14 protein-coding genes are annotated in these 18314 nt (G+C 61.9%); 9 read left to right on the top strand and 5 right to left on the bottom strand.

What is annotated here, in order from left to right:
- Window positions 1-27 precede the first annotated feature (27 nt).
- A complete protein-coding gene (locus tag ACWPW0_RS19565) occupies window positions 28-2382 on the top strand; it encodes a TonB-dependent receptor (protein WP_454256254.1) in 2355 nt (784 codons plus the stop codon).
- 70 nt (window positions 2383-2452) lie between these two features.
- Here ACWPW0_RS19565 and ACWPW0_RS19560 read toward each other — a convergent pair whose 3' ends face one another.
- From ACWPW0_RS19560 to ACWPW0_RS19550, 3 genes are all read right to left on the bottom strand, one after another.
- Window positions 2453-3787, bottom strand: coding sequence for an LLM class flavin-dependent oxidoreductase (locus ACWPW0_RS19560; RefSeq protein WP_447594250.1), 1335 nt, complete (start codon window positions 3785-3787; stop codon window positions 2453-2455).
- Between the two features lie 101 nt (window positions 3788-3888).
- Window positions 3889-4557 carry a class II aldolase/adducin family protein gene (locus ACWPW0_RS19555; protein ID WP_454256253.1) on the bottom strand — a complete coding sequence of 223 codons (669 nt, stop codon included), beginning with the start codon at window positions 4555-4557 and terminating at the stop codon, window positions 3889-3891.
- 30 nt (window positions 4558-4587) lie between these two features.
- Window positions 4588-5637 carry an ABC transporter substrate-binding protein gene (locus ACWPW0_RS19550; protein ID WP_447594247.1) on the bottom strand — a complete coding sequence of 350 codons (1050 nt, stop codon included), beginning with the start codon at window positions 5635-5637 and terminating at the stop codon, window positions 4588-4590.
- Between the two features lie 663 nt (window positions 5638-6300).
- Between ACWPW0_RS19550 and ACWPW0_RS19545 the strand changes: the two genes are divergently transcribed.
- The 5 genes from ACWPW0_RS19545 to ACWPW0_RS19525 all read left to right on the top strand — a co-directional run bounded on the left by ACWPW0_RS19545 (window position 6301) and on the right by ACWPW0_RS19525 (window position 13511).
- Entirely contained in the window at window positions 6301-8571 is a 2271-nt protein-coding gene (locus ACWPW0_RS19545; RefSeq protein ID WP_454256252.1) for a TonB-dependent receptor, read from the top strand.
- 180 nt (window positions 8572-8751) lie between these two features.
- Window positions 8752-9576 (top strand): hypothetical protein, encoded by an 825-nt coding sequence (locus tag ACWPW0_RS19540; RefSeq protein ID WP_454256251.1) that lies wholly within the window; start codon window positions 8752-8754, stop codon window positions 9574-9576.
- 16 nt (window positions 9577-9592) lie between these two features.
- Window positions 9593-10648 (top strand): linear amide C-N hydrolase, encoded by a 1056-nt coding sequence (locus ACWPW0_RS19535; protein ID WP_454256250.1) that lies wholly within the window; start codon window positions 9593-9595, stop codon window positions 10646-10648.
- Window positions 10649-10807: 159 nt separating this feature from the next.
- A complete protein-coding gene (locus tag ACWPW0_RS19530) occupies window positions 10808-11605 on the top strand; it encodes an alpha/beta fold hydrolase (protein ID WP_454256249.1) in 798 nt (265 codons plus the stop codon).
- A 142-nt stretch (window positions 11606-11747) separates the two neighbouring features.
- A complete protein-coding gene (locus ACWPW0_RS19525) occupies window positions 11748-13511 on the top strand; it encodes a S8/S53 family peptidase (protein WP_454256248.1) in 1764 nt (587 codons plus the stop codon).
- 53 nt (window positions 13512-13564) lie between these two features.
- Here ACWPW0_RS19525 and ACWPW0_RS19520 read toward each other — a convergent pair whose 3' ends face one another.
- On the bottom strand, window positions 13565-14755 hold the full coding sequence (locus ACWPW0_RS19520) for an aromatic ring-hydroxylating oxygenase subunit alpha (RefSeq protein WP_454256247.1): 1191 nt from the start codon (window positions 14753-14755) through the stop codon (window positions 13565-13567).
- A gap of 197 nt (window positions 14756-14952) precedes the next feature.
- Between ACWPW0_RS19520 and ACWPW0_RS19515 the strand changes: the two genes are divergently transcribed.
- From ACWPW0_RS19515 to ACWPW0_RS19505, 3 genes are all read left to right on the top strand, one after another.
- Window positions 14953-15942, top strand: coding sequence for a GlxA family transcriptional regulator (locus ACWPW0_RS19515; protein ID WP_454256246.1), 990 nt, complete (start codon window positions 14953-14955; stop codon window positions 15940-15942).
- Between the two features lie 178 nt (window positions 15943-16120).
- Window positions 16121-16618, top strand: a complete 498-nt coding sequence (locus tag ACWPW0_RS19510) for a hypothetical protein (protein ID WP_454256245.1) — start codon at window positions 16121-16123, stop codon at window positions 16616-16618.
- Window positions 16619-16669: 51 nt separating this feature from the next.
- Window positions 16670-16912: a hypothetical protein gene (locus tag ACWPW0_RS19505; protein WP_454256244.1), complete on the top strand. Its 243-nt coding sequence runs from the start codon at window positions 16670-16672 to the stop codon at window positions 16910-16912.
- A 319-nt stretch (window positions 16913-17231) separates the two neighbouring features.
- Here ACWPW0_RS19505 and ACWPW0_RS19500 read toward each other — a convergent pair whose 3' ends face one another.
- A complete protein-coding gene (locus tag ACWPW0_RS19500) occupies window positions 17232-18287 on the bottom strand; it encodes an ABC transporter substrate-binding protein (RefSeq protein ID WP_454256243.1) in 1056 nt (351 codons plus the stop codon).
- Window positions 18288-18314 lie beyond the last annotated feature (27 nt).

The raw sequence follows: 18314 nt of genomic DNA, 5'->3' as shown, positions 1-18314 counted from the left end.
TGGCCACGCCAATTCAGGGAGAGTGTCATGAAGCTGTTCAAGGACAACGCGCTGCACGCCGCGATTGCGGCGGCGATTGCCGGCCTGGCATGGAGTGCGCAGGTCTTCGCCGCCGAGGAGCCGGCGACGAAGAAATCCGATCATGCCTTGCAGACCGTCGTCGTGACGGCGCAGAAACGTGAGCAGGATGTGCAGAGCGTGCCGCTGGCAATATCGGTGGTGGACGGTGAGGAAATCATCGACCGGGGGATCTTCAGTTCCAACGATGTGCAGCGGTTGGTGCCGGGGCTTTCCGGCCAGCAGAGTGGTTTCTCGCGGCCACGCTGGTTCATCCGCGGCATCGGCTCCAACGACCCGAGCCTGACCACCGAAAGCCCGCTGGGGGTCTACCGGGATGAGGTCTTCACCGCCCTGACGTCACTGCAGTCGTTCGCCATCTACGACCTGGAGCGGGTCGAGGTGCTGCGCGGCCCGCAAGGCACGTTATGGGGCAAGAACACCACGGCTGGCGCGGTCAACTTCATCTCGCGCAAACCCAGTTTCGAGAGCGATGGCTACCTGCGTCTGGCTGGCGGCTCGTGGGGTTCCAAGTCGGCGCAGGGCGCGGCGGGCGGCGCGATCAGTGATGACCTGGCCGGGCGCATCTCGTTCTTCCATCAGGCCTACGACGGCTATGCGAAGAACCTCTACACCGGCGACGACGGCCCCAGCTACGAGGAAAACGCCCTGCGCTTGCAGTTGCTGGGTAACCTCGGCGAGAACCTCACCGCGCTGCTCAACGTGCACCTCGGCAAGACCGAGCCCAATGGCGGCTATTCCTATGCCGTGCACAGCGAAGCCAACGGCGCGGACCGCTATGGCTTCATTCCGAGCTATGGCGCGAAGCCCAAGGCAGGGGACGACTACTACGCCGGTGAGTCGAACAACCGCACCGACGAGTACGGCAACCTGCTCAAGCTCGACTGGCAACTGGGCGATTACACCCTGACCTCGATCAGCGCCTATGACGAAAGCGACGGCAAGACCCGCAGCAGTTCGGGCAACCCGCCGACTTACATCGGCACCCGCGACATCATCTCCAGCCGGGGCGAGAACAGCAGTTGGCAGATATCCCAGGAGTTGCGCCTGGTCTCGCCGCTGGAACAGCGCATCAGCTGGATTGCCGGGCTGCATTACTTCCGCTACCGCTTCCACACCGACTCGGCCAGCGCGACCTTCGCTCCGGCGGCACGGCAGACCTACAGCCGCACCTGGCTCGACCAGGATGCCGAGAGCTATGCGGCATTCGGCAGCCTCAAGTTCAACCTGACCGAGCGCTTTGCCGTGACCACCGGCCTGCGTTGGACCGACGAGAAGAAGGACATCAACATCCACACCATCCGCAGTACGCCGGCAACGTTCAACAACGTGTCGGGTTGGTGGAACCCTGGATCGTTGAACTCGCCACTGAGCTACAACCAGGACATCTCGGACAGCGACAGCTGGAGCGAGCTGACGGGGGACATCACTCCGGAGTTCCAGTTGAGCGACAACGTGCTGACTTTCTTCCGTTATGCCCGGGGGTATCGTTCCGGTGGTTTCAACAGTTCCATCCCGGTGCTGAATGCCGGACAGATCGCGGCGGGCGTGCAACCCTACATTCCCGCCGTGGCGCCGGAGTATCTGGATGACTACGAGTTCGGGCTGAAGAGCACCTGGCTGGATGGTCGCCTGCAACTCAATGCCACCCTGTTCTACTACGACCACAAGGACATCCAGCTCAATGTCCAGGCGCCCAACCCGCTGAACCTGCAGAACCCGCCGACCGGCTCCTTCTCGCAGAACGCCGCGCGTGGCGAGGTCAAGGGCTTCGAGCTGGAAGCGCAATGGCAGCCGACCGAGCATCTGCGGCTTGCCGGCTCGCTGAATATCATCGATGCCACGTACAAGGACTTCTACCCGGTGCTGTCGGTCAGCGGCGTGACCCAGGAGGTCGACCGCAGTGGCAACGTCTACTTCCGCACGCCCAAGTACATGGCCAACCTCGACCTGGAATACCGCATTCCGCTCAACGGCAAGGGCACGGTCATCCTGGCCACCGACTGGGTCTACCGCAGTCACCAGTTCTACGACGCCGCACGCCAGGGCGCGAAACAGGGTGAAGTGGCGCGGGCGCTGGACGGCACTGTCTACCAGAGTGGTTGGCAGGAGCAGGGGGCTTACTGGCTGGGCAATGCCAAAGTGGCTTACCTGACGCCGGACGAGAAGGTCGAGTACTTCGTCACCGTGAACAACGTGGCCGATGAGAATTACGTGGTGAACTCCACGGCGGCCTCGCCGAGTTACCCGGTGTCGCTCGGTTCGCCGCGTTTCATCAACGCCGGCTTTACCGCGCGCTTCTGAGACTGACTGAACGCATGAAAAAACCGCCCCGGCTTGAGCCGGTGCGGTTTGCTTATGGAGGGAACGTGCTTCAGACCCGGCGTTTGTCGTTCGGGTTTTCCGGCCGATCCAGGCCCAGGTTTTCGCGGTAGGTCTTGCCGGTGTATTCGGTGCGGAACAGGCCGCGTCGCTGCAACTCCGGCACCACCAGGCGGGTGAAGTCCTCGAAGCCGCTCGGCAGGTAGGGCGGCACCACGTTGAAGCCGTCCGCGCCACGTTCGACGAACCACTGCTCGATCACATCGGCGACCGTCTTCACCGAGCCGATGGCCTGCAGGTGGCCACGGGAAACGCGGAAGCGCAGCACCAACTGGCGGATCGACAGGTTCTCGCGACGGGCCAGTTCCAGTTGCTGCTGGAAACGACCACGGCCATTCTCGCCCGGGTCGTAGGGCAGGTCGGGCAGCGGGCCGTCGAGGGGATAGCCCGACAGGTCGAAGCCGCCGAAGCTGATGTCGCTGAGGTCGACCAGCTCCTGCAGTTCGCCGAAGCGGTCCTGGGCTTGCTGATCGGATTCGGCGACGACCACGGACAGGCCGGGGGTGATCTTCAACTGGTCCGGGTCACGGCCGTACTTGGCCATGCGCCCTTTCACATCGTTGTAGTAGGCCTGGGCCACGTCCAGCGATTGTGCCGAGGCATAGGTCATCTCGGCGACCCGGGCGGCGAACTCGCGGCCGGTGTCCGAGTTGCCGGCCTGGACCAGGACCGGGTAGCCCTGGATGGGGCGCGGCAGGTCGAGCAGGCCCTTGCTGTGGAAGTACTTGCCCTGGAAGTCCAGAGGGTGTGCCGAGTGCGGTTCGTAGAACACCCGCTCGGCGCGGCGCGGGTTGTCGAAGGCGTCGTCGTCCCAGGTGTCCCACAGGGCCTTGGTCAGGCCGACGAATTCCTCGGCGCGCTCATAGCGCTGTTCATGGCTGCGCGGCTGGTCGATGCCGAAGTTCTGCACCGTGTGTTCGCCGAAGGACGACACCACGTTCCAACCGGCGCGACCGCCGCTGAGGTGGTCGAGCGAGGCGAACTGCCGGGCCACGGTGTAGGGGTGGGTGTAGTTGGTATTGACGGTCGCCACCAGGCCGATGTGCTTGGTCACGGCGGCGATTGCCGACAACAGGGTGAAGGGTTCGAACTGGTGGCTGATGCCGTTGCGTCCGGTCTGCGGGGTGATCTCGCCGGAGCGGCCGATGAAGTCGGCGACGAAGAAGGTGTCGAACTTGGCCTGTTCGGCCAGCTTGGCGGCGTTCAACCACCACTGGATATCGGGGCGGCCATTGCCGGTGGAACTGGCGTGGCGCCAGGCTTCGGAGTGATGGCCGAAGCGCATGAAAAAGACGTTGAGGGCTAGTTGCCGTTGCGAGGTGCTCACGGTGCGTATCTCCGGGATAAGGCACAAAGGCCGGCGTGGTGCCGGCCTCTGCGGGACAGGGTGGGTCAGACCGTGGCGTGGCACGGCTGACCCGATGGAACTCAGCCTTCGTAGTGCTTGGCTTGTTCCAGCAGGCCGGTGCGCTTCCACTGCAGCTCGAGTGCGCCGGGGGTGTAAACCTGGGCGCCACCGATCTGCTCGGCAATGGCCTGATAGCGCGCGGCTTCTTCGACGAAGAGGATGGTCTCGGCGGTCTTGATGATGCCCTTGCCCCAGAAGTTTGCGCCGCCGTTGGACTCCAGCAGAGCGGGCGGTGGCGCCAGCTCGGGACGGGTGTCCAGGCGCTCGCGAATCACTTCCAGCACGCTGCGGGTGCGCTCCAGGTGGTTGGGAATGGTGCGGGCCAGCAGGTGGCGCGCGGCGGCCACGTAAAGGATCGGGAAGTCCTTGTGAGCCAGCGACCAGGCCGACAGCCAGGCGGTGTGCACGTGGATCACGGTGTCCGCGCCCAGGCGGCTTTCATGCAGGATCGAACCGCTGTTCTCGCTGAACGACGAGACGCTGATCTTCGGCGACTGGTCGCGCGCCAGGCCGCCGGGGAAGCGAATGCCCAGCAGGTGGTCGGTGCCCGGGATGTGGTGGGCGATGTGGAAGGTCAGGCTGGCGGACAGGGTGCCGTTGCTGCGCAGGGTTTCGAAGGCGTGCACGGCATCGTCGCGGGCCTGTTCGATGTAGGCGACCAGTTCGGCGTCATTGGTAATGTCAGTCATTGCAGAATCCTCGTTGGGATGAATCGAAGGTCAGGCGGCAGCGGCTTGGTTGCGTTCTTGCTCGACCAGGCGACGGGCCTGCTCCAGCGGTTCGTGGACGATCCAGTCGTTCACGTCGAAATCGTTGGCCAGGTAGCCCCAGTCCCGCAGGAAGTTCTTCTGGGTGGTCAGGCCGTCGATGTAGGCCTGGGTCAGCTTGGGCGTGAACGACAGGTGCACGTCCGCGCCGTGGGAGGCGAAGACATCCGCCACGGTGGTGCCACGGCTTTCCGGCAGCAGCAGGTTGGCCACTTCATCGCGGTGCTTGGCGGCCCATTCGGCGGTGCGCAGCAGCACGGCCAGGTAGCGCACGACGACGTCTGGATGGCGTTCGAGGAAGGCGCGGTCCACGGTGATCGGGCGGGGGGTGCCGTTGCCCACGCGCAGCAGCGGGTCGGACAGGTCGTTGAGGTTGAGCAACTGGCGCAGGCGCGGCTCCTGGGCGATGCGGTAGCCGCGGGCGAAGCGAATGAAAATGGCATCCACCTCGTCGTTGTCCAGCGCTTCCAGGGCTACGTCAGGACGCTCCTGCTGCGCGTCGCGCTGATCATCCTGGCGGTCATAGCTCGGCGCCGGGATATCCACCAGCGTGACGTCGTCCGTGCTCAGGCCCACCAGCGACAGCGCGGTGACGAAACCGTGCTGGGCGGCGCCGCGCTGGAAGTCGATCAGCGCGTCCTGGTGCAACGGAATGCCGAGGCGCTTGCCCTTGAGATCGGCCAGGTCATGGATGTCGCTGTCGGCGCGCACCAGGATGCCCTGGTACTCGTCCAGCCAGGTGATGCCCAGCACCACGGTGTCCTGGCCACTGCCCTTGGCCCAGATTGGCGGAATGTTGCCGCCTTCGCGGAACATCCCGCTCTGCCCGTGGTGATAGTGGGAGTTGCGAAGCTCCTGGCTCTGCGCATCACGCAGGGAGTGCAGTTGCGTACCGGGACGGTTGAATTCCTCTTGCAGCCAGTTCTTGCGAATGGCCAGTGCGGAGGCAGTGGCCGCGCCGCAACGGGTATACCAGAGTTGAATATCGGATGTGGATGACATAACGGACCCTCGAACTATTCGGGATGAGTGTCCGCCAGCAAGAGCAGCTTTCATGCCATAAGAAGTAGGTCTTCTTTGAATGTTTTTCAGCGCGCTTGGAAATACTCGGAATATAAGGATTTTGCGTGGTTTTCGAGAGGCGTGGGCTCATTTATATGATGGGTGAGGCGCTATGGAAGTTATGTGGAAGTGTTCTGAAGCACCTGCTGGATGATGTATTTGCATCAGGGTTGCTGATCCGCAGGCATTGATGCTGCTGGGCTGCTGCTGGATCAGCAATGCCTGGTCTGCCTGCGCCAGATGCTCGGTTTGGTGTGCGCTCGAATGCAGCAAGTTATTGCTGATAGGGAAGCATTCAATAAGCAAGTTTGTTTGTATGGCAGCACGTTATGTCTGTTTTTTATTGTGCGAGCGTATGCGTCATTGGTTAATAGGTGATTTTTATAAGTGGCATGCTTGTTGCGCTAATACGGGTGACTACACGTCATGAACAGAGTTGTTCAGTGATCTGTTATTACCTTATAAGGAATTCCAACTATGGCGTTGCGCGCTTTTATTGTTTCAGGGGAGGGGGCTTCAACCAAGCCGCATTCATTACGGCCAAGCTGGCGGTTGGCGTCGGCGGTATCGCGGGCCTGCCTGACCGGATTGGCCACCGGGCTCGTGGCCAGCACGGTCTGGGCGGCGGAACCCGCGAGCAACGCCGCTGCGAAAAAGGAAGGCACGCACGAAGGGCAACTGGAAACGGTCGTGGTGACCGCCGCCAAGCGTGAAGAAAAGATCCAGGAGGTGCCGATTCCAATCACCGCCGTCAGCGGTGATGCCATTCGTGACAAGAACATCACCACCTCGTCCGATGTCGAGCGCCTGGCGCCCAACCTGTCCGGGCAGTCCAGCGGCAACACCGGCGGGCGTAGTGGCAAGCCGCGCTGGTTCCTGCGTGGCATCGGCACCAACGACCCGAACGCTAATCAGGAAGGTCCGCTGGCCATCTACGTCGACGAGGTGGTGGTCGGCCTGCAGGGCGATCAGAGCTTCCCTCTCTTCGACCTGGAGCGCGTCGAGGTGCTGCGTGGCCCGCAAGGCACGCTATGGGGCAAGAACAATACCGGCGGTGCGATCCACTTCGTCTCGCGCAAGCCGACCTTCGACACCACTGGCTATGCCAAGGCCGGGATCGGCAACTATGGCAGCCGCCTGACTGAAGCGGCGATTGGCGGTGAGCTGGTGCCGGAAAAACTGGCCGGCCGCGCCGCCATCTATTACGAGAAAGGCGAGGGTTGGGCGAAGAACATCGTCTCCGATGAAACCGGCCCGCGCTTCGAGGATTTCAACGGGCGCTTCCAGTTGCTCGGCAACCTGACCGAGAACCTCGACGCGTTGCTGATCCTCAACCTGCGCAAGCTGAACACTGGCAACACACCGAACTACATCATCGGCGCCACGAGTACCAACAACGTGACCACGCCCAATCCCGGTGGCGGCATCAACCAGGGTGGCGGTACCTACATTCCGCCCTATGGCGATGATCCGGACAACAAGAGCGATTTCTTCCTGCCGTTCGCCAGCGGCTCCAATGACTATGTCGGCACGACCCTGAAGCTGAATTGGTACCTGGGGGCTAATACCCTGACCTCGATCACCGGGTTCAATGTGGGTAATGGCGATACCTGGCTGTCTCCGCGCACGGTGCCGGGTACCACGCTCGATCTCAACGCCTCCAAGGGCGATTCCTCATCCCGGCAGTTCTCCCAGGAAGTACGCCTGAGCTCGCCAACCGACCAGGCGCTGAGCTGGATCGTCGGTGCGTACTACTACAACCTGCAGGCCGACCTGAACAACGCCATCCTGCGCTACAAGACGGGCACGACCCAGGAGCAATACTCGACCAGTTCCTGGGACCAGGACGCGAAAAGCTGGGCGCTGTTCGGCAATGTGAAATACCGCTTCACCGACCGCGCCTCGCTGACCCTGGGACTGCGCCAGACCTGGGAAACCAAAGACATCACCGAGACCACCCTGACCGCGACCGATACCGCCGGCAACCAGAACATCGTGATCATCGGCCCGGGCGGGATTGGCTCCGTCAGCGGCTCTGGCGTGGTCGACCCGCTGAAGCTGAGCAAGGATGCCAGCTGGACCAAGACCACCTGGGACATCACGCCGGAGTACCGCTTCACCGACGACATCCTCGGCTATGTGCGCATCGCCTCGGGCTTCCGCTCCGGTGGTTTCAACCAGGCCATCGTGCGTGGCGACATCATCGAGACCGATCCGGAAACCCTGATCGACTACGAGCTGGGCCTGAAGACCAGTTGGCTGAAAGGGCGCCTGACCGCCAACGTCTCGGCGTTCTACTACGACATCAAGGACCTGCAACTGAACATCCAGCAGCAGGTGCCGGGCACCACCATCACCAGCACCGCCGGCAGCTCCGACGGCAACGTCAAAGGCCTGGAGTTCGAGGTCGAGGCATTGCCGCTGGACAACTGGCGCCTGGCGGCCAGCCTCGGCCTGTTGCGGGCCGAGTACACCAACTTCACCTACACCGTGGGGCCGACCACCCTGGATGCGAGTGGCAACAAGTTCTACCGCACCCCGGAAACCTCGTTCCGCCTGGACACCGACTACCGTATCCCGCTCAACGGCTACGGCCAGTTGCTGCTGGGCACGGACTGGTCGTACCGCAGCCACATCTACCACAACGCCACGGTGCAGGATGACCCGGTGCAGGAAACCCCGTCGTACTGGAACGGCAACGCCCGTGTCAGCTACTTCACCCCGGACAACAAGGTCCAGGTCACGGGCTTCGTGAAGAACGTCACCGACCAGTCGAACAAGGTGCTGTCGCAGATCGTCAACCAGCGCGGCGTTTACCCCACCGGCTACGTCGCACCACGTACCTATGGCGTGCAGGTGACCTACAACTTCTGACAGGTTGGCTCGTTGCAACAAAGACAAGCGCCCTCGTGAGAGGGCGTTTGCGTTTTCGGGTAGGCACCGATGACGGCCGTTAGTCGAACCCTGGTCTATGCTGGGGCCTGGAGACAGCAATGGGCATCGTCTGCTCGCAGGCGTGCACCGGATGAAGAGTTCAGCAGGGAGGCGGAGCACGTGAACCGATATGCAGTGGCCTTTGCCTTGTCCCTATGCGGCGTACAAGCCGCTTACGCCGAGGCGTACACCACGTCATCGGCAGGCAGCGGCGACTGGCGCTGGCAAGTCACGCCCTACCTGTGGGCCGCGGGGATCAAGGGGCAGGTTTCCCCCTTTCGCCACGCGCCGACGCTGGATGTGGACAAGTCGTTTTCCGATGTCATGCATGATTTCAATATCGGCGGCTTCATCAATGTCTGGGGGCGCCGTGATCGGCTCGTACTCTCGGCCGATCTGATGTACGTCAGCACGACGGACAGTCACGGCAAAGGCCCGCTGTCCGCTTTCCAGATACCCGGCCTCGGCGTGGTGATTCCCGCAGGTGCCAGCATCCGGGCCAAGGTCGACAGCAAGCAGTTCATGGCAACCTTCCAGGGCGGCTACCGCGTCCTCGACACCGGCCAGGCCACGCTCGATGTGCTGGGCGGCCTGCGCTTCTGGCAGATCGCGACGGATGTATCGGTCACGGCGGGCCATCCTGCCATCGGCGTGCGCAGTGCCAGCCACGATGAGCGTTTCACCTGGGTCGATCCATTGCTTGGCATGCGCGCCTTCGTGCCTGTTGGCGACGCCCTGTCGCTGCAGATGCAGGCGGATGTCGGTGGTTTCGGTGTCGGCTCGAAGCGCACCTGGTCGGCGCTTGCGACGGCCAACTATGTCTTCACCGACAGCCTGTCCACCTCACTGGGCTACAAGCTGCTCGATGTCCATTACGACCGGAGCGGCCACGTCTATGACGTACGCACGAGCGGCCCGGTCCTGGGCCTGACCTATCGGTTCTAAAGGAGTGTTGTTCACCATGTCCCGATCCTTGCGCCTGTTCACCACCCTGACTGCCGCCGCCGTCCTGATGGCCGTGGATGCCCAGGCCTGCACCCGCGTCATCTATCACGGCCCGAACGACACCTACCTCACGGGCCGCTCGATGGATTTCAAGGACCCGATCGTTAGCAACCTGTGGGTATTTCCCCGAGGCATGAAGCGACACGGCTCCGCCGGGCCGCGCTCGGTCGAATGGACCTCGACCTACGGCAGCCTGATCGTCTCGGGCTATGAAATCTCGGCGGTGGACGGCATGAACGAAGCAGGCCTCAATGCCAACCTGCTGTGGCTGGCCAATGCCCAGTACCCTGAAGACGATGGCGTGACCCCGCGTCTGTCGCTGGCGATCTGGGCGCAATACTTCCTCGACCAGTTCGCGACGGTCGAGGAGGCGGTCAAACATGTCAACGCCAAGCCGGTGCAGGTGGTCAGTGGTGAAGTGCCCGGTCGCCCCGGTAGCCTGGCGCCTCTTCATCTGTCGCTGTCCGATGCATCGGGTGACAGCGCGATCCTTGAGTGGATCGACGGCAAGCTGCGCGTCCATCACAGCCGAGCGTATCGGGTCATGACGAACGAGCCCTCCTACGACGAGCAACTGGCCGTTACCCGCTACTGGCAAGGGGTGGATGGACGCATGTTCCTGCCCGGCACCAACCGCGCGTCCGACCGCTTCGTGCGGGCCAGCTACTACGCCGATGCCGTGGTGCAGAGCGACGACCCGCGCATCGCTGCAGCGGCAACCTTCAGCATCGTGCGCAATGTCTCGGTGCCCTACGGCATCAGCCTGCCGGATGCCCCCAACCTGTCCACCACACGCTGGCGCAGCGTGGCGGATCACAAGAACAAGCGCTTCTATGCCGAATCCGCCACCTCGCCCAACGTGTTCTGGGTGGACCTCAAGAACCTCGATTTCTCCCAGGGCGCCCAGGCCCGCACCATCGACCTGGGTACCGACATGAACCGGACGCTTGCCGGCGAAGTGTCAGGCCAGTTCGTGCCGGCCAAGCCATTCACCTTCATGGTGGCGGAGTAGGCAGTAGTGGTTCTTCGGGAGAGGCTGGGCATGCGGACGCATTCGTCTATTGAATCAGGCCCAGGCGCTTGATAAGGTTGCCTCTCTTTCAAAACGCCCTCCCGGTTCGCCGGGAGGGCGTTTTCGTTTTGGTTCCCCTATCCACAAAGGAACCATGCCATGAACCTCTGCGTTGAAGCCCGCTTTGCCACCGCCACCACCCTTGGCTATGTGCAGTACGGCAATGGCCCTGCCCATGTGCTGGTCATGCACGATTGGTTGGGTGATCACTCCAGCTATGACGCGCTCATCCCCTGCCTTGATGGCCACGCGTTCACCTATGTTTTCGTCGACCTGCGTGGCTACGGCCAATCCATCACCTTGACGGGCGCGTTCACGGTAGAGGAGGTCGCTGCCGATTGCCTGGCGCTTGCTGACCAGCTTGGCTGGACGCGCTTCCATGTAATCGGCCATTCGATGACCGGAATGATCACGCAACGTCTCGCCGCGGACGCTCCGTCTCGCATCGCGAGCGCTATTGCGGTGTGCCCGGTTTCTGCCGCTGGCAATAAGCTGAGCCCGGAGGCGCTGGCCTTCTTTGCCAGCACGACAGAGGACGACGAGGCTCTTCGCCGCCTGTTCACGTTCGTCACCGGAGGTCTCAGCGATGCCTGGGTTGAGCGCAAGGTCCAACAAAACCGCGATCTGATCGCCCCCACGTGCCGAGCGCGCTATCTGGACATGCTGGTGGGCGCAGATTTTGTCGAGGAGGTTCGTGGCCTTGAAACACCTTATCTGGTGATGGTCGGTGACAAAGATCCCGGACTGGATGCAGACGCCATGGAACGTACTTTTCTGGCATGGCACCCCAATGCAGAACTGTGCGTTCTTCCCAACTGTGGCCATTACCCGATGCAAGAGTGCCCGCCTTATTTCGCCACACTGATCGAGCGCTTTCTGACACGTCATAGCGCTTGAGCCGATAGCCCCACGCTCCTGCGTGGGGCTCCCCTGCCTGACTGGCAATCCGGGCTGATAGCGGCGGGCCCGGCATTACAGGTGAACGAAATAGCCGCAGTCGCAGTCGGAACCGCAGACCCTCGCCAAGGAGGCCTGCCCCGTGTCATTAGGCCATGTCCTGCTCGCCACTTTCTTTGCACTGGCTGCCAGCCCTTTCGCCAGTGCGGATGAACCCATGCGCCTGGAAAGCCTGAAACGTTGTGGCGACCTGCTGGATGACAAACGCCAGGACTGGTGCCTGAAAGTACGTGGCCTGGGCAACAGTACGCCCAAGCTGCTACTGGGGGGCAAGGCGTTGTCGCCTGAGGACGTCCAGCGCGACGGTGATCATCTGCGTGTGCGGCTGACCCGGGGCGATCACCAAAGCGGCCCGCTCTGGCTGGAAGATGGCCCGCGAGCCAGCAACGCCGCCTGGCTCACCCTGCACAACAGCCATGTAGTCGCCGCCGGGCCGGAGGAGGTGGCGCAGAACATGGACGGCCTGACCACCTATGTCGACCTCGTGAGTCTGCTGATCGAAGAGAGCCACGACGGCGGCAAGGAGGCCGAGCGCCTGGCTCGTAAGTACGGCGCCAAGGTGGTGGGCAGCATTGCACCGCTGAACATCTATCAGCTTCGCCTGCCGGCCAAGGACCTGGTGCAGCGTGACGCCCTGGTGTTGCGCCTGGGTAGCGAGGCCAGCGTGGACGCCGTGGTGATCGAGGAATCGGCGGCGGAGCGGAGTGAGGAAGCTGCCGCGCGCAAAGAACCGAAGAAGCCCGCGCAAGACTCTGACGAGTGGGCGGCCAACCGCTTCCTGGATGCAGTGAACTATTACCAGCGGCGCATTCCCGCGCCCCAGGCTCCGATCCGCCCGCAGCCGGTACGCATCGGGGTGATCGAGCGTGATGTGGATTTCGACACGGCTGACTTCGCCGACTACCTGGGGGCCTGCGCGATGCCGCGCACGTGTGTCTATGCCCGCGACGGCGCCAAGCCGGACGCCCATGGCACCACCGTGACCGGCATTCTTGCCGCAGGCTGGGACGATGGCGGAAATACGGGTTTCCTGCGCGGCTTGGATAAGGCCAGCGGAGGCTTCGAGGTGATCGTAGAGCGCAACTCCGACGCGGGTATCACGGCCAACATCGCGGCGTCGGTGAACCTGGTTGAGGACGGTGTGCGCGTCCTCAACTGGAGCTGGGGCATCCATCGCGTAGGCGCGAAGAATGTGGCGGGCGACGAAGTGGATTCATTGTTGCGCTCGAACATCGCCATGAGCGGCTACGAGGAACTGTTGGAAGAGTTCTTCCTCTGGCTGCGCAAGGAGCACCCGGATGTGGTCGTGGTGAACTCTGCCGGTAATGGCTCATCCTTCTCCGGCACCGACGAATACCGCCTGCCTTCCTCGTTCATCACCGAGCAGTTGCTGGTGGTCGGTGGGCATCAGCGTAGCGAGCGCGCCGGCGTCGCGGTCGACGATCCGGCCTATGCCGTCAAGCGCAGCTCTTCCAATATCGACATGCGCGTGGACATCACCGCCGCTGCGTGCACCCATGCTTCGACGAAGGAATCCGGCAAGGTCGGCGATGTGCATTGCGGCACCTCGTACGCCACCCCGATGGTGGCCGGGCTGCTGGCGGCAATGCTCTCCATCAATCCGGAGCTGCAACCCGAGCAGTTGCGAATGCTGCTGCGCCGCAGTGCCATGACCATCGGCGATAACTACGATTTCGAGCCGATGGACGCCGAGGACCTCACCGCCCCGATCCTGCCATCCGAACGCAACTACCAACTCGACGACAAAGACGTCGGCCGCTCGGCGCGGCTGGACATGCAGAAGGCGCTGGATCTGTCGGTACGCAGCCGTGATCGCACGCGCTGATTGAGCGCGGTGGGTGGCGGCTGCGCCGCTGTCGACAATGCCGGATGCAGCGCTCAGGCCTGCCGGGCAATGGTTCCGTGGTTGATACCCATGACCCTTCCGTATTCATCGTGCAGCCAGGTCAGGGCCGACTCGAAGCGCCCGAAGTGGATTTCATTCACCACACCGCTCCGCATGTTGGCCTGAATGGTTTCTCCCAGAACCCAGTCTTCCATGAGGATTCTGTTCACCAGGTTGTGGTTGGTCTCATGCAGCGTCAGCTCGTCTGCGGACCACTCTGCACGACCATCTTTGGGGCCATCGACCAGTAGTACTTCTTCGATACGCGTGGCGCCGGCTGACAACGGCACCATTCGCAGCAGAGAAACGTTGTCCGGTTGGGCGAGCAGCAGGGCTGTGGGCGACAACGTGTAGATGATGTTGGCCATCTTGCGCAGGTCCCACGCTTCTTCGGGCAGCTCAGGTGCCTCCAGGATGGGTTTCTTCGGCAAGATCATGCGCATGTACAAACCGCCCCAGCTTTCCCAGGTAGACAGGTTGCCGAGGAAGAAGGGCGCCAGGGTGTTCTTGTGTGCAACGTTGAAGTGATAGGCCTCGATGCCGCCTTCGAGAAGGACTTTCCAGTTAGCGTTGATCACATAGCTGCGGCGCTTGTAGACCTGCAGCTTTGCAATCTGCAGGTACTGGAGGCCAGATAGCATTTCTTCGGCGAGCAAGTCCTCGGGTACCTGCTGCGTGCGATCCAGGTGGATAAACACGATGCCGCCGATCACCCGGCTAGGGAACTCGATCAGGCCGAGCCTTTCCTTGTCCAGCCCGGCGAAGCCGCGTTCAAAGTCAGGTGCTCCGGCCAAATTACCCTCGGTGTCATAAGTCCAGGCGTGATAGGGGCAGGCAAGTCTCTTCTTGCAACCACGTTCGCCATTGGCCACCAGGCGCGCATTCCGGTGGCGACAGACATTGGCAAAGACCCGCACCTGATTGTCTTCGCCGCGGACCATCAAGAGGGACACGCCGTCCAGCCACTCCAATGCCTGGTAGTCACCTGGGTTGGGGACTTCAGTGGCTGCCCCCACCGCCAACGGCTGATCGCGAAAGATTTTCTCGTTCTCGCGCTGGAACCATTCGGGAGAGATGTAGCGCTCGGTTGAGTGGGTTCGGCTCGACTCGTGATACTGCGTCTCGCCACGCGCCTTGAGTTCCAGCACGTGTTTGATCAGGCGGATTTCGGTCGTGCGATTCATGCCTCGGCCCTCTTCCGGCAGTAGGTTCCAGGGGCGCTCTACTGCACAAGGTTGCTAATTGTGGCCGTCACTCTAGCAACTGGGAATCAACCGAAATCAACCATTACTGACGTACTATCAACGAAAATGGACAATTCTCCGATCTCTGCAATGCATAACGCCTGCAGAGATCGGTAGCAAAAAAGTGGAAGGGTTGGATGACCAGCACGCCGCGCGCCGTCGAGATCGCCTATCTGATCCCCGATCAGTTCTGGAGCAGCACCATCAGCAGCACCGTGGAGGTGTTTCATGGCATGACGCTCAACCCCAAGCTGTTTCAGAGCAGTGAGTTCCGCGGTTTCACAATGACTTTCTTGCGTTGCACCCGCACCAAGGTCACCGGCTTTTCCGGGCTGCGCTTCGATACTCAGTACTTCGCCAGTGCCGCCAAGCAGCAGCGTTTCGATGTGGTGATCGTGCCCTCGGTCTGGGGCTTGTCGATGGAAAGCCTGGAGCGCAGCAAAGCTGCACTGGCCTGGTTGAATGGCCAGCATGCACAGGGCAGCCTAGTGGTCGGGCTGGTGACCGGGGTGTTCTTTCTGGCTGAGGCCGGCATCCTCAACGGCCGAGAAACCACCATTCACTGGGCCTCGGCGAGCATCTTTCGCCAGCGCTACCCCAAGGTGAAGGTCAGCCCGAAAATACAGATGGTCGAGTCGGACAACATCATCACGACCTCGACCACACCGGCAACCTTCGACGCTCTTTTACTGGTCATTCAACGTTTTCTCGGCGATCGTTCGGCAGAGTTTGCCTCGCACTACTTCACCATTCGTGACAAGGACGCGCCGTTGCCCTTGTTCCTCGAACCCAGCTGTAACGACAAGCTGGTCGATGCTGCCCGCGATAAGATCCGCCTGAGCTTTGCTCAGCGACTGTCGCTAACGGACCTGGCCAGGCAGTTCAACGTCACCCCGCGAACGCTGTCGCGCCGGTTTGTCAGCGTGACTGGAATGACCCCGATCCACTATCTCGGCAAGCATCGCCTGAACATCGCGAGGCGCTTGCTGCAGTCTACCGACCTGCAGATTCAGCAGATTGCCGAACAGGCCGGTTTCACCTCGGCTACAGTGTTCTGCCGCAACTTCAAGCAGGCTTTTGCACAAACGCCCAGGGCGTTTCGCCAATCACTTCCCAACACCAGGTAGCTGAAACGTTCTGGAAAACCAGGACCTATGCATCTCGATCGTGTCTGCCTCTGGTGGAAAAGGACAGCGGGACAAATCCATCCGCTTTGGCCGGCGGATCTGGCCAAGACTGAATACAATGTGCGCCCCGGTACCCTGGGCCATGAACATGGCCGGATCGAACAAGGAACTCGCCTCCATGGCCTCCCCAGATAAGCAGCAAAAACGTGCCCAGCGGGCCAAAGCCAAGGCCAAGCAGAACCGCTCGGGCAAGTCCAAAGCCACTGTCGTGCACCCGGTGCTGGCCAATCCGTTGATCAACGAGCCATTCGATGACGTCGGCATCGACCTGAGCACCTTCGATTTCAAAGACATCGAAGAGAACGGTTTCGACCCGGCGCACTTCGACGATCTGTTCCAGGCGATGAAGGTTGGTGAAGGCATCAGCCTGTTGGCGATGTGCCTGGTGTTCCTGCAATACCCGGTGTTGGAACTGGTGGTCGCTGAGGAAGCGGAAGACGCGGCCACCGACTTCATGATGGGGCTGCTGATCACCTATCGCGGGATTTTCCACGATGAAGACGAAGACACGGCAGTGGAATGGATTGGCGACGATGCCTTCCAGAATGCCTACAACGAAGCCTCGATGATCCTGCAGAAGAAGAACGCTCGCAGCGCCACAGGTACTCGCGTATAGCCGCACGCCGGGTGCACCGGTCGTCAATCAACGTTGCAAGGAAAGGGTTCGATGAGCGAAGCGGAGATTTGCCCCCAGTGTTCGGCGCGTTTTTCCGCGCGTAAGGCGCTGGTGTCCAGTGGCGTTGGCGTCAACCAGAACGTGTTCCCCGGCAAAAAGGTAAAGATGAAGGTGCGGTGCCCCGAGTGCCTGCATATCTTCCCGGCGAGCACGTTGCCTGTTTGGGTTTCTATCTGCCAATGGCTTGCGCTGGGTGGTCGTGGCCATCCTCGTGGCGTGTGTCGTCCTGGCTAAATTCTTGCCTGCGCACTAGAGCGTTGTCGCAGGCTCTTCTGCTGGGCAACTCAAAAACAAATCAATAAAACCAGCCAAAGAAAGGGACGCCTTATTGCAGCGTCTTAACGACGCTTCTGGCCGATAGCGATGGAGCACGACCAATCGCTATTGGCCAAACAGTGAGAAGGGTGCTCGCCTGTTGAGGCACTTCATCGTCGAGCAGTTCGTTTGCCAGGAAGTAAGCGAGGCAAGCAATTGATTGCGGGCATTACGCATGCACGGCGGCCACCTGGAGCCGGTGGCCATCGCGCGTAGCAAGGGGCTGTCGAGGGAGGGATCAGTCGGCCTTCCAGTAGTCCTGCAATTGCAACTGCTTCAGGCCTTGTTCGACGAAGCGCGTATCCAGCAACTGCTCGACATCCACGTCGCTGCGAATCAGCCCGGCCTTGCGGCTGTAGGTGACGGCGTCGGCGTAGTGTTGCTTCAGTGCCTGGTCATAGAGCGGGGTGAAGTGGCTGGGCCAGGGTTCGCCTTCCACCTCGCGTTGCAGCACGCTCAGGGGTTGGCCCGACTTCGACAGGTAGCCCTGGTAGGTGTCCTTGTTCTCATCCTGGGCGGTCCAGTAGGCGGCCTTCAGGTAGGCGGTGACCACCAGTTGGGTCAGCTCTGGCTGCTGCTCGACGAAGTCGCTGGCGGCCCAGAGTTCGGCGCGCATTTTCCAGTCCTTGGGCGATTGCTTGCTGGACCAGATGATCTTGCCGACGTGCTTGTCTTCCAGCAGGTAGGCGTCGCTGAGGGTGAAGAAGGCATCCACGCGTCCCGCGCTGATGGCGGCGCTGCCGGCCTGCGGGTTGAGGTTGAAGATGCGGAAGTCCTTGAAGTCCAGGTTGTTGGCTTCCAGCAACTTGGCGAACGACAGCTCCCACGGGCGGCCACGGTGCAGGGCGATGCGCTTGCCTTTGAGGTCGGCAATCGATTGCGCCGTGGAGTCGTTCGGCACCACCAGGTAGACGTGGTTGCCGCTGCCGCCGGGGGCGATCAGGCGGGTTGATACACCAGAGGCGTTGGCGATGATCGACGGCAGGTCGCCGTAGAAGGCGAAGTCGATGCGTTTGTTGGCGAACTCCTCGTTGACGAAGGTGCCGACCGAAGCGGTGGCCGCCGGGACCCATTCGAGCTTGATGCCCTGCTTGGCCAGTTCCTGCTCCAGCCACTTGTCGCGGTCCATGACATACGCGGGGCCGTTGAAGGTGATCTGCCCGGCGTTGGCATAGGCCACGGTGGCGATGCGCACGGTTTTCGGGGTGTCGGCTGCGCTGGCGTGGGTGGCCAGCAGTGCCACCGGAATCAGCAGCAGGTGCTGAAGCAGGCGGCGGATGGGGGACGCGAGCATGACGAGTACCTCGTGTGGCCCGCGCCA

It is taken from the genome of Pseudomonas sp. Marseille-Q8238 (assembly GCF_965111915.1).
Note: the sequence above shows the minus strand (reverse complement) of the source record. Positions and strands in the feature narration are given on the sequence as shown.

What these genes read in the sequence shown, in the direction of transcription:
- ACWPW0_RS19565 (WP_454256254.1), top strand. Translation starts at nt 28, where the DNA reads ATGAAGCTGTTCAAGGACAACGCGCTGCACGCCGCGATTGCGGCGGCG.
- ACWPW0_RS19555 (WP_454256253.1), bottom strand. Translation starts at nt 4,557, where the DNA reads ATGACTGACATTACCAATGACGCCGAACTGGTCGCCTACATCGAACAG.
- ACWPW0_RS19550 (WP_447594247.1), bottom strand. Translation starts at nt 5,637, where the DNA reads ATGTCATCCACATCCGATATTCAACTCTGGTATACCCGTTGCGGCGCG.
- ACWPW0_RS19535 (WP_454256250.1), top strand. Translation starts at nt 9,593, where the DNA reads ATGTCCCGATCCTTGCGCCTGTTCACCACCCTGACTGCCGCCGCCGTC.
- ACWPW0_RS19530 (WP_454256249.1), top strand. Translation starts at nt 10,808, where the DNA reads ATGAACCTCTGCGTTGAAGCCCGCTTTGCCACCGCCACCACCCTTGGC.
- ACWPW0_RS19520 (WP_454256247.1), bottom strand. Translation starts at nt 14,755, where the DNA reads ATGAATCGCACGACCGAAATCCGCCTGATCAAACACGTGCTGGAACTC.
- ACWPW0_RS19515 (WP_454256246.1), top strand. Translation starts at nt 14,953, where the DNA reads ATGACCAGCACGCCGCGCGCCGTCGAGATCGCCTATCTGATCCCCGAT.
- ACWPW0_RS19510 (WP_454256245.1), top strand. Translation starts at nt 16,121, where the DNA reads ATGGCCTCCCCAGATAAGCAGCAAAAACGTGCCCAGCGGGCCAAAGCC.
- ACWPW0_RS19505 (WP_454256244.1), top strand. Translation starts at nt 16,670, where the DNA reads ATGAGCGAAGCGGAGATTTGCCCCCAGTGTTCGGCGCGTTTTTCCGCG.
- ACWPW0_RS19500 (WP_454256243.1), bottom strand. Translation starts at nt 18,287, where the DNA reads ATGCTCGCGTCCCCCATCCGCCGCCTGCTTCAGCACCTGCTGCTGATT.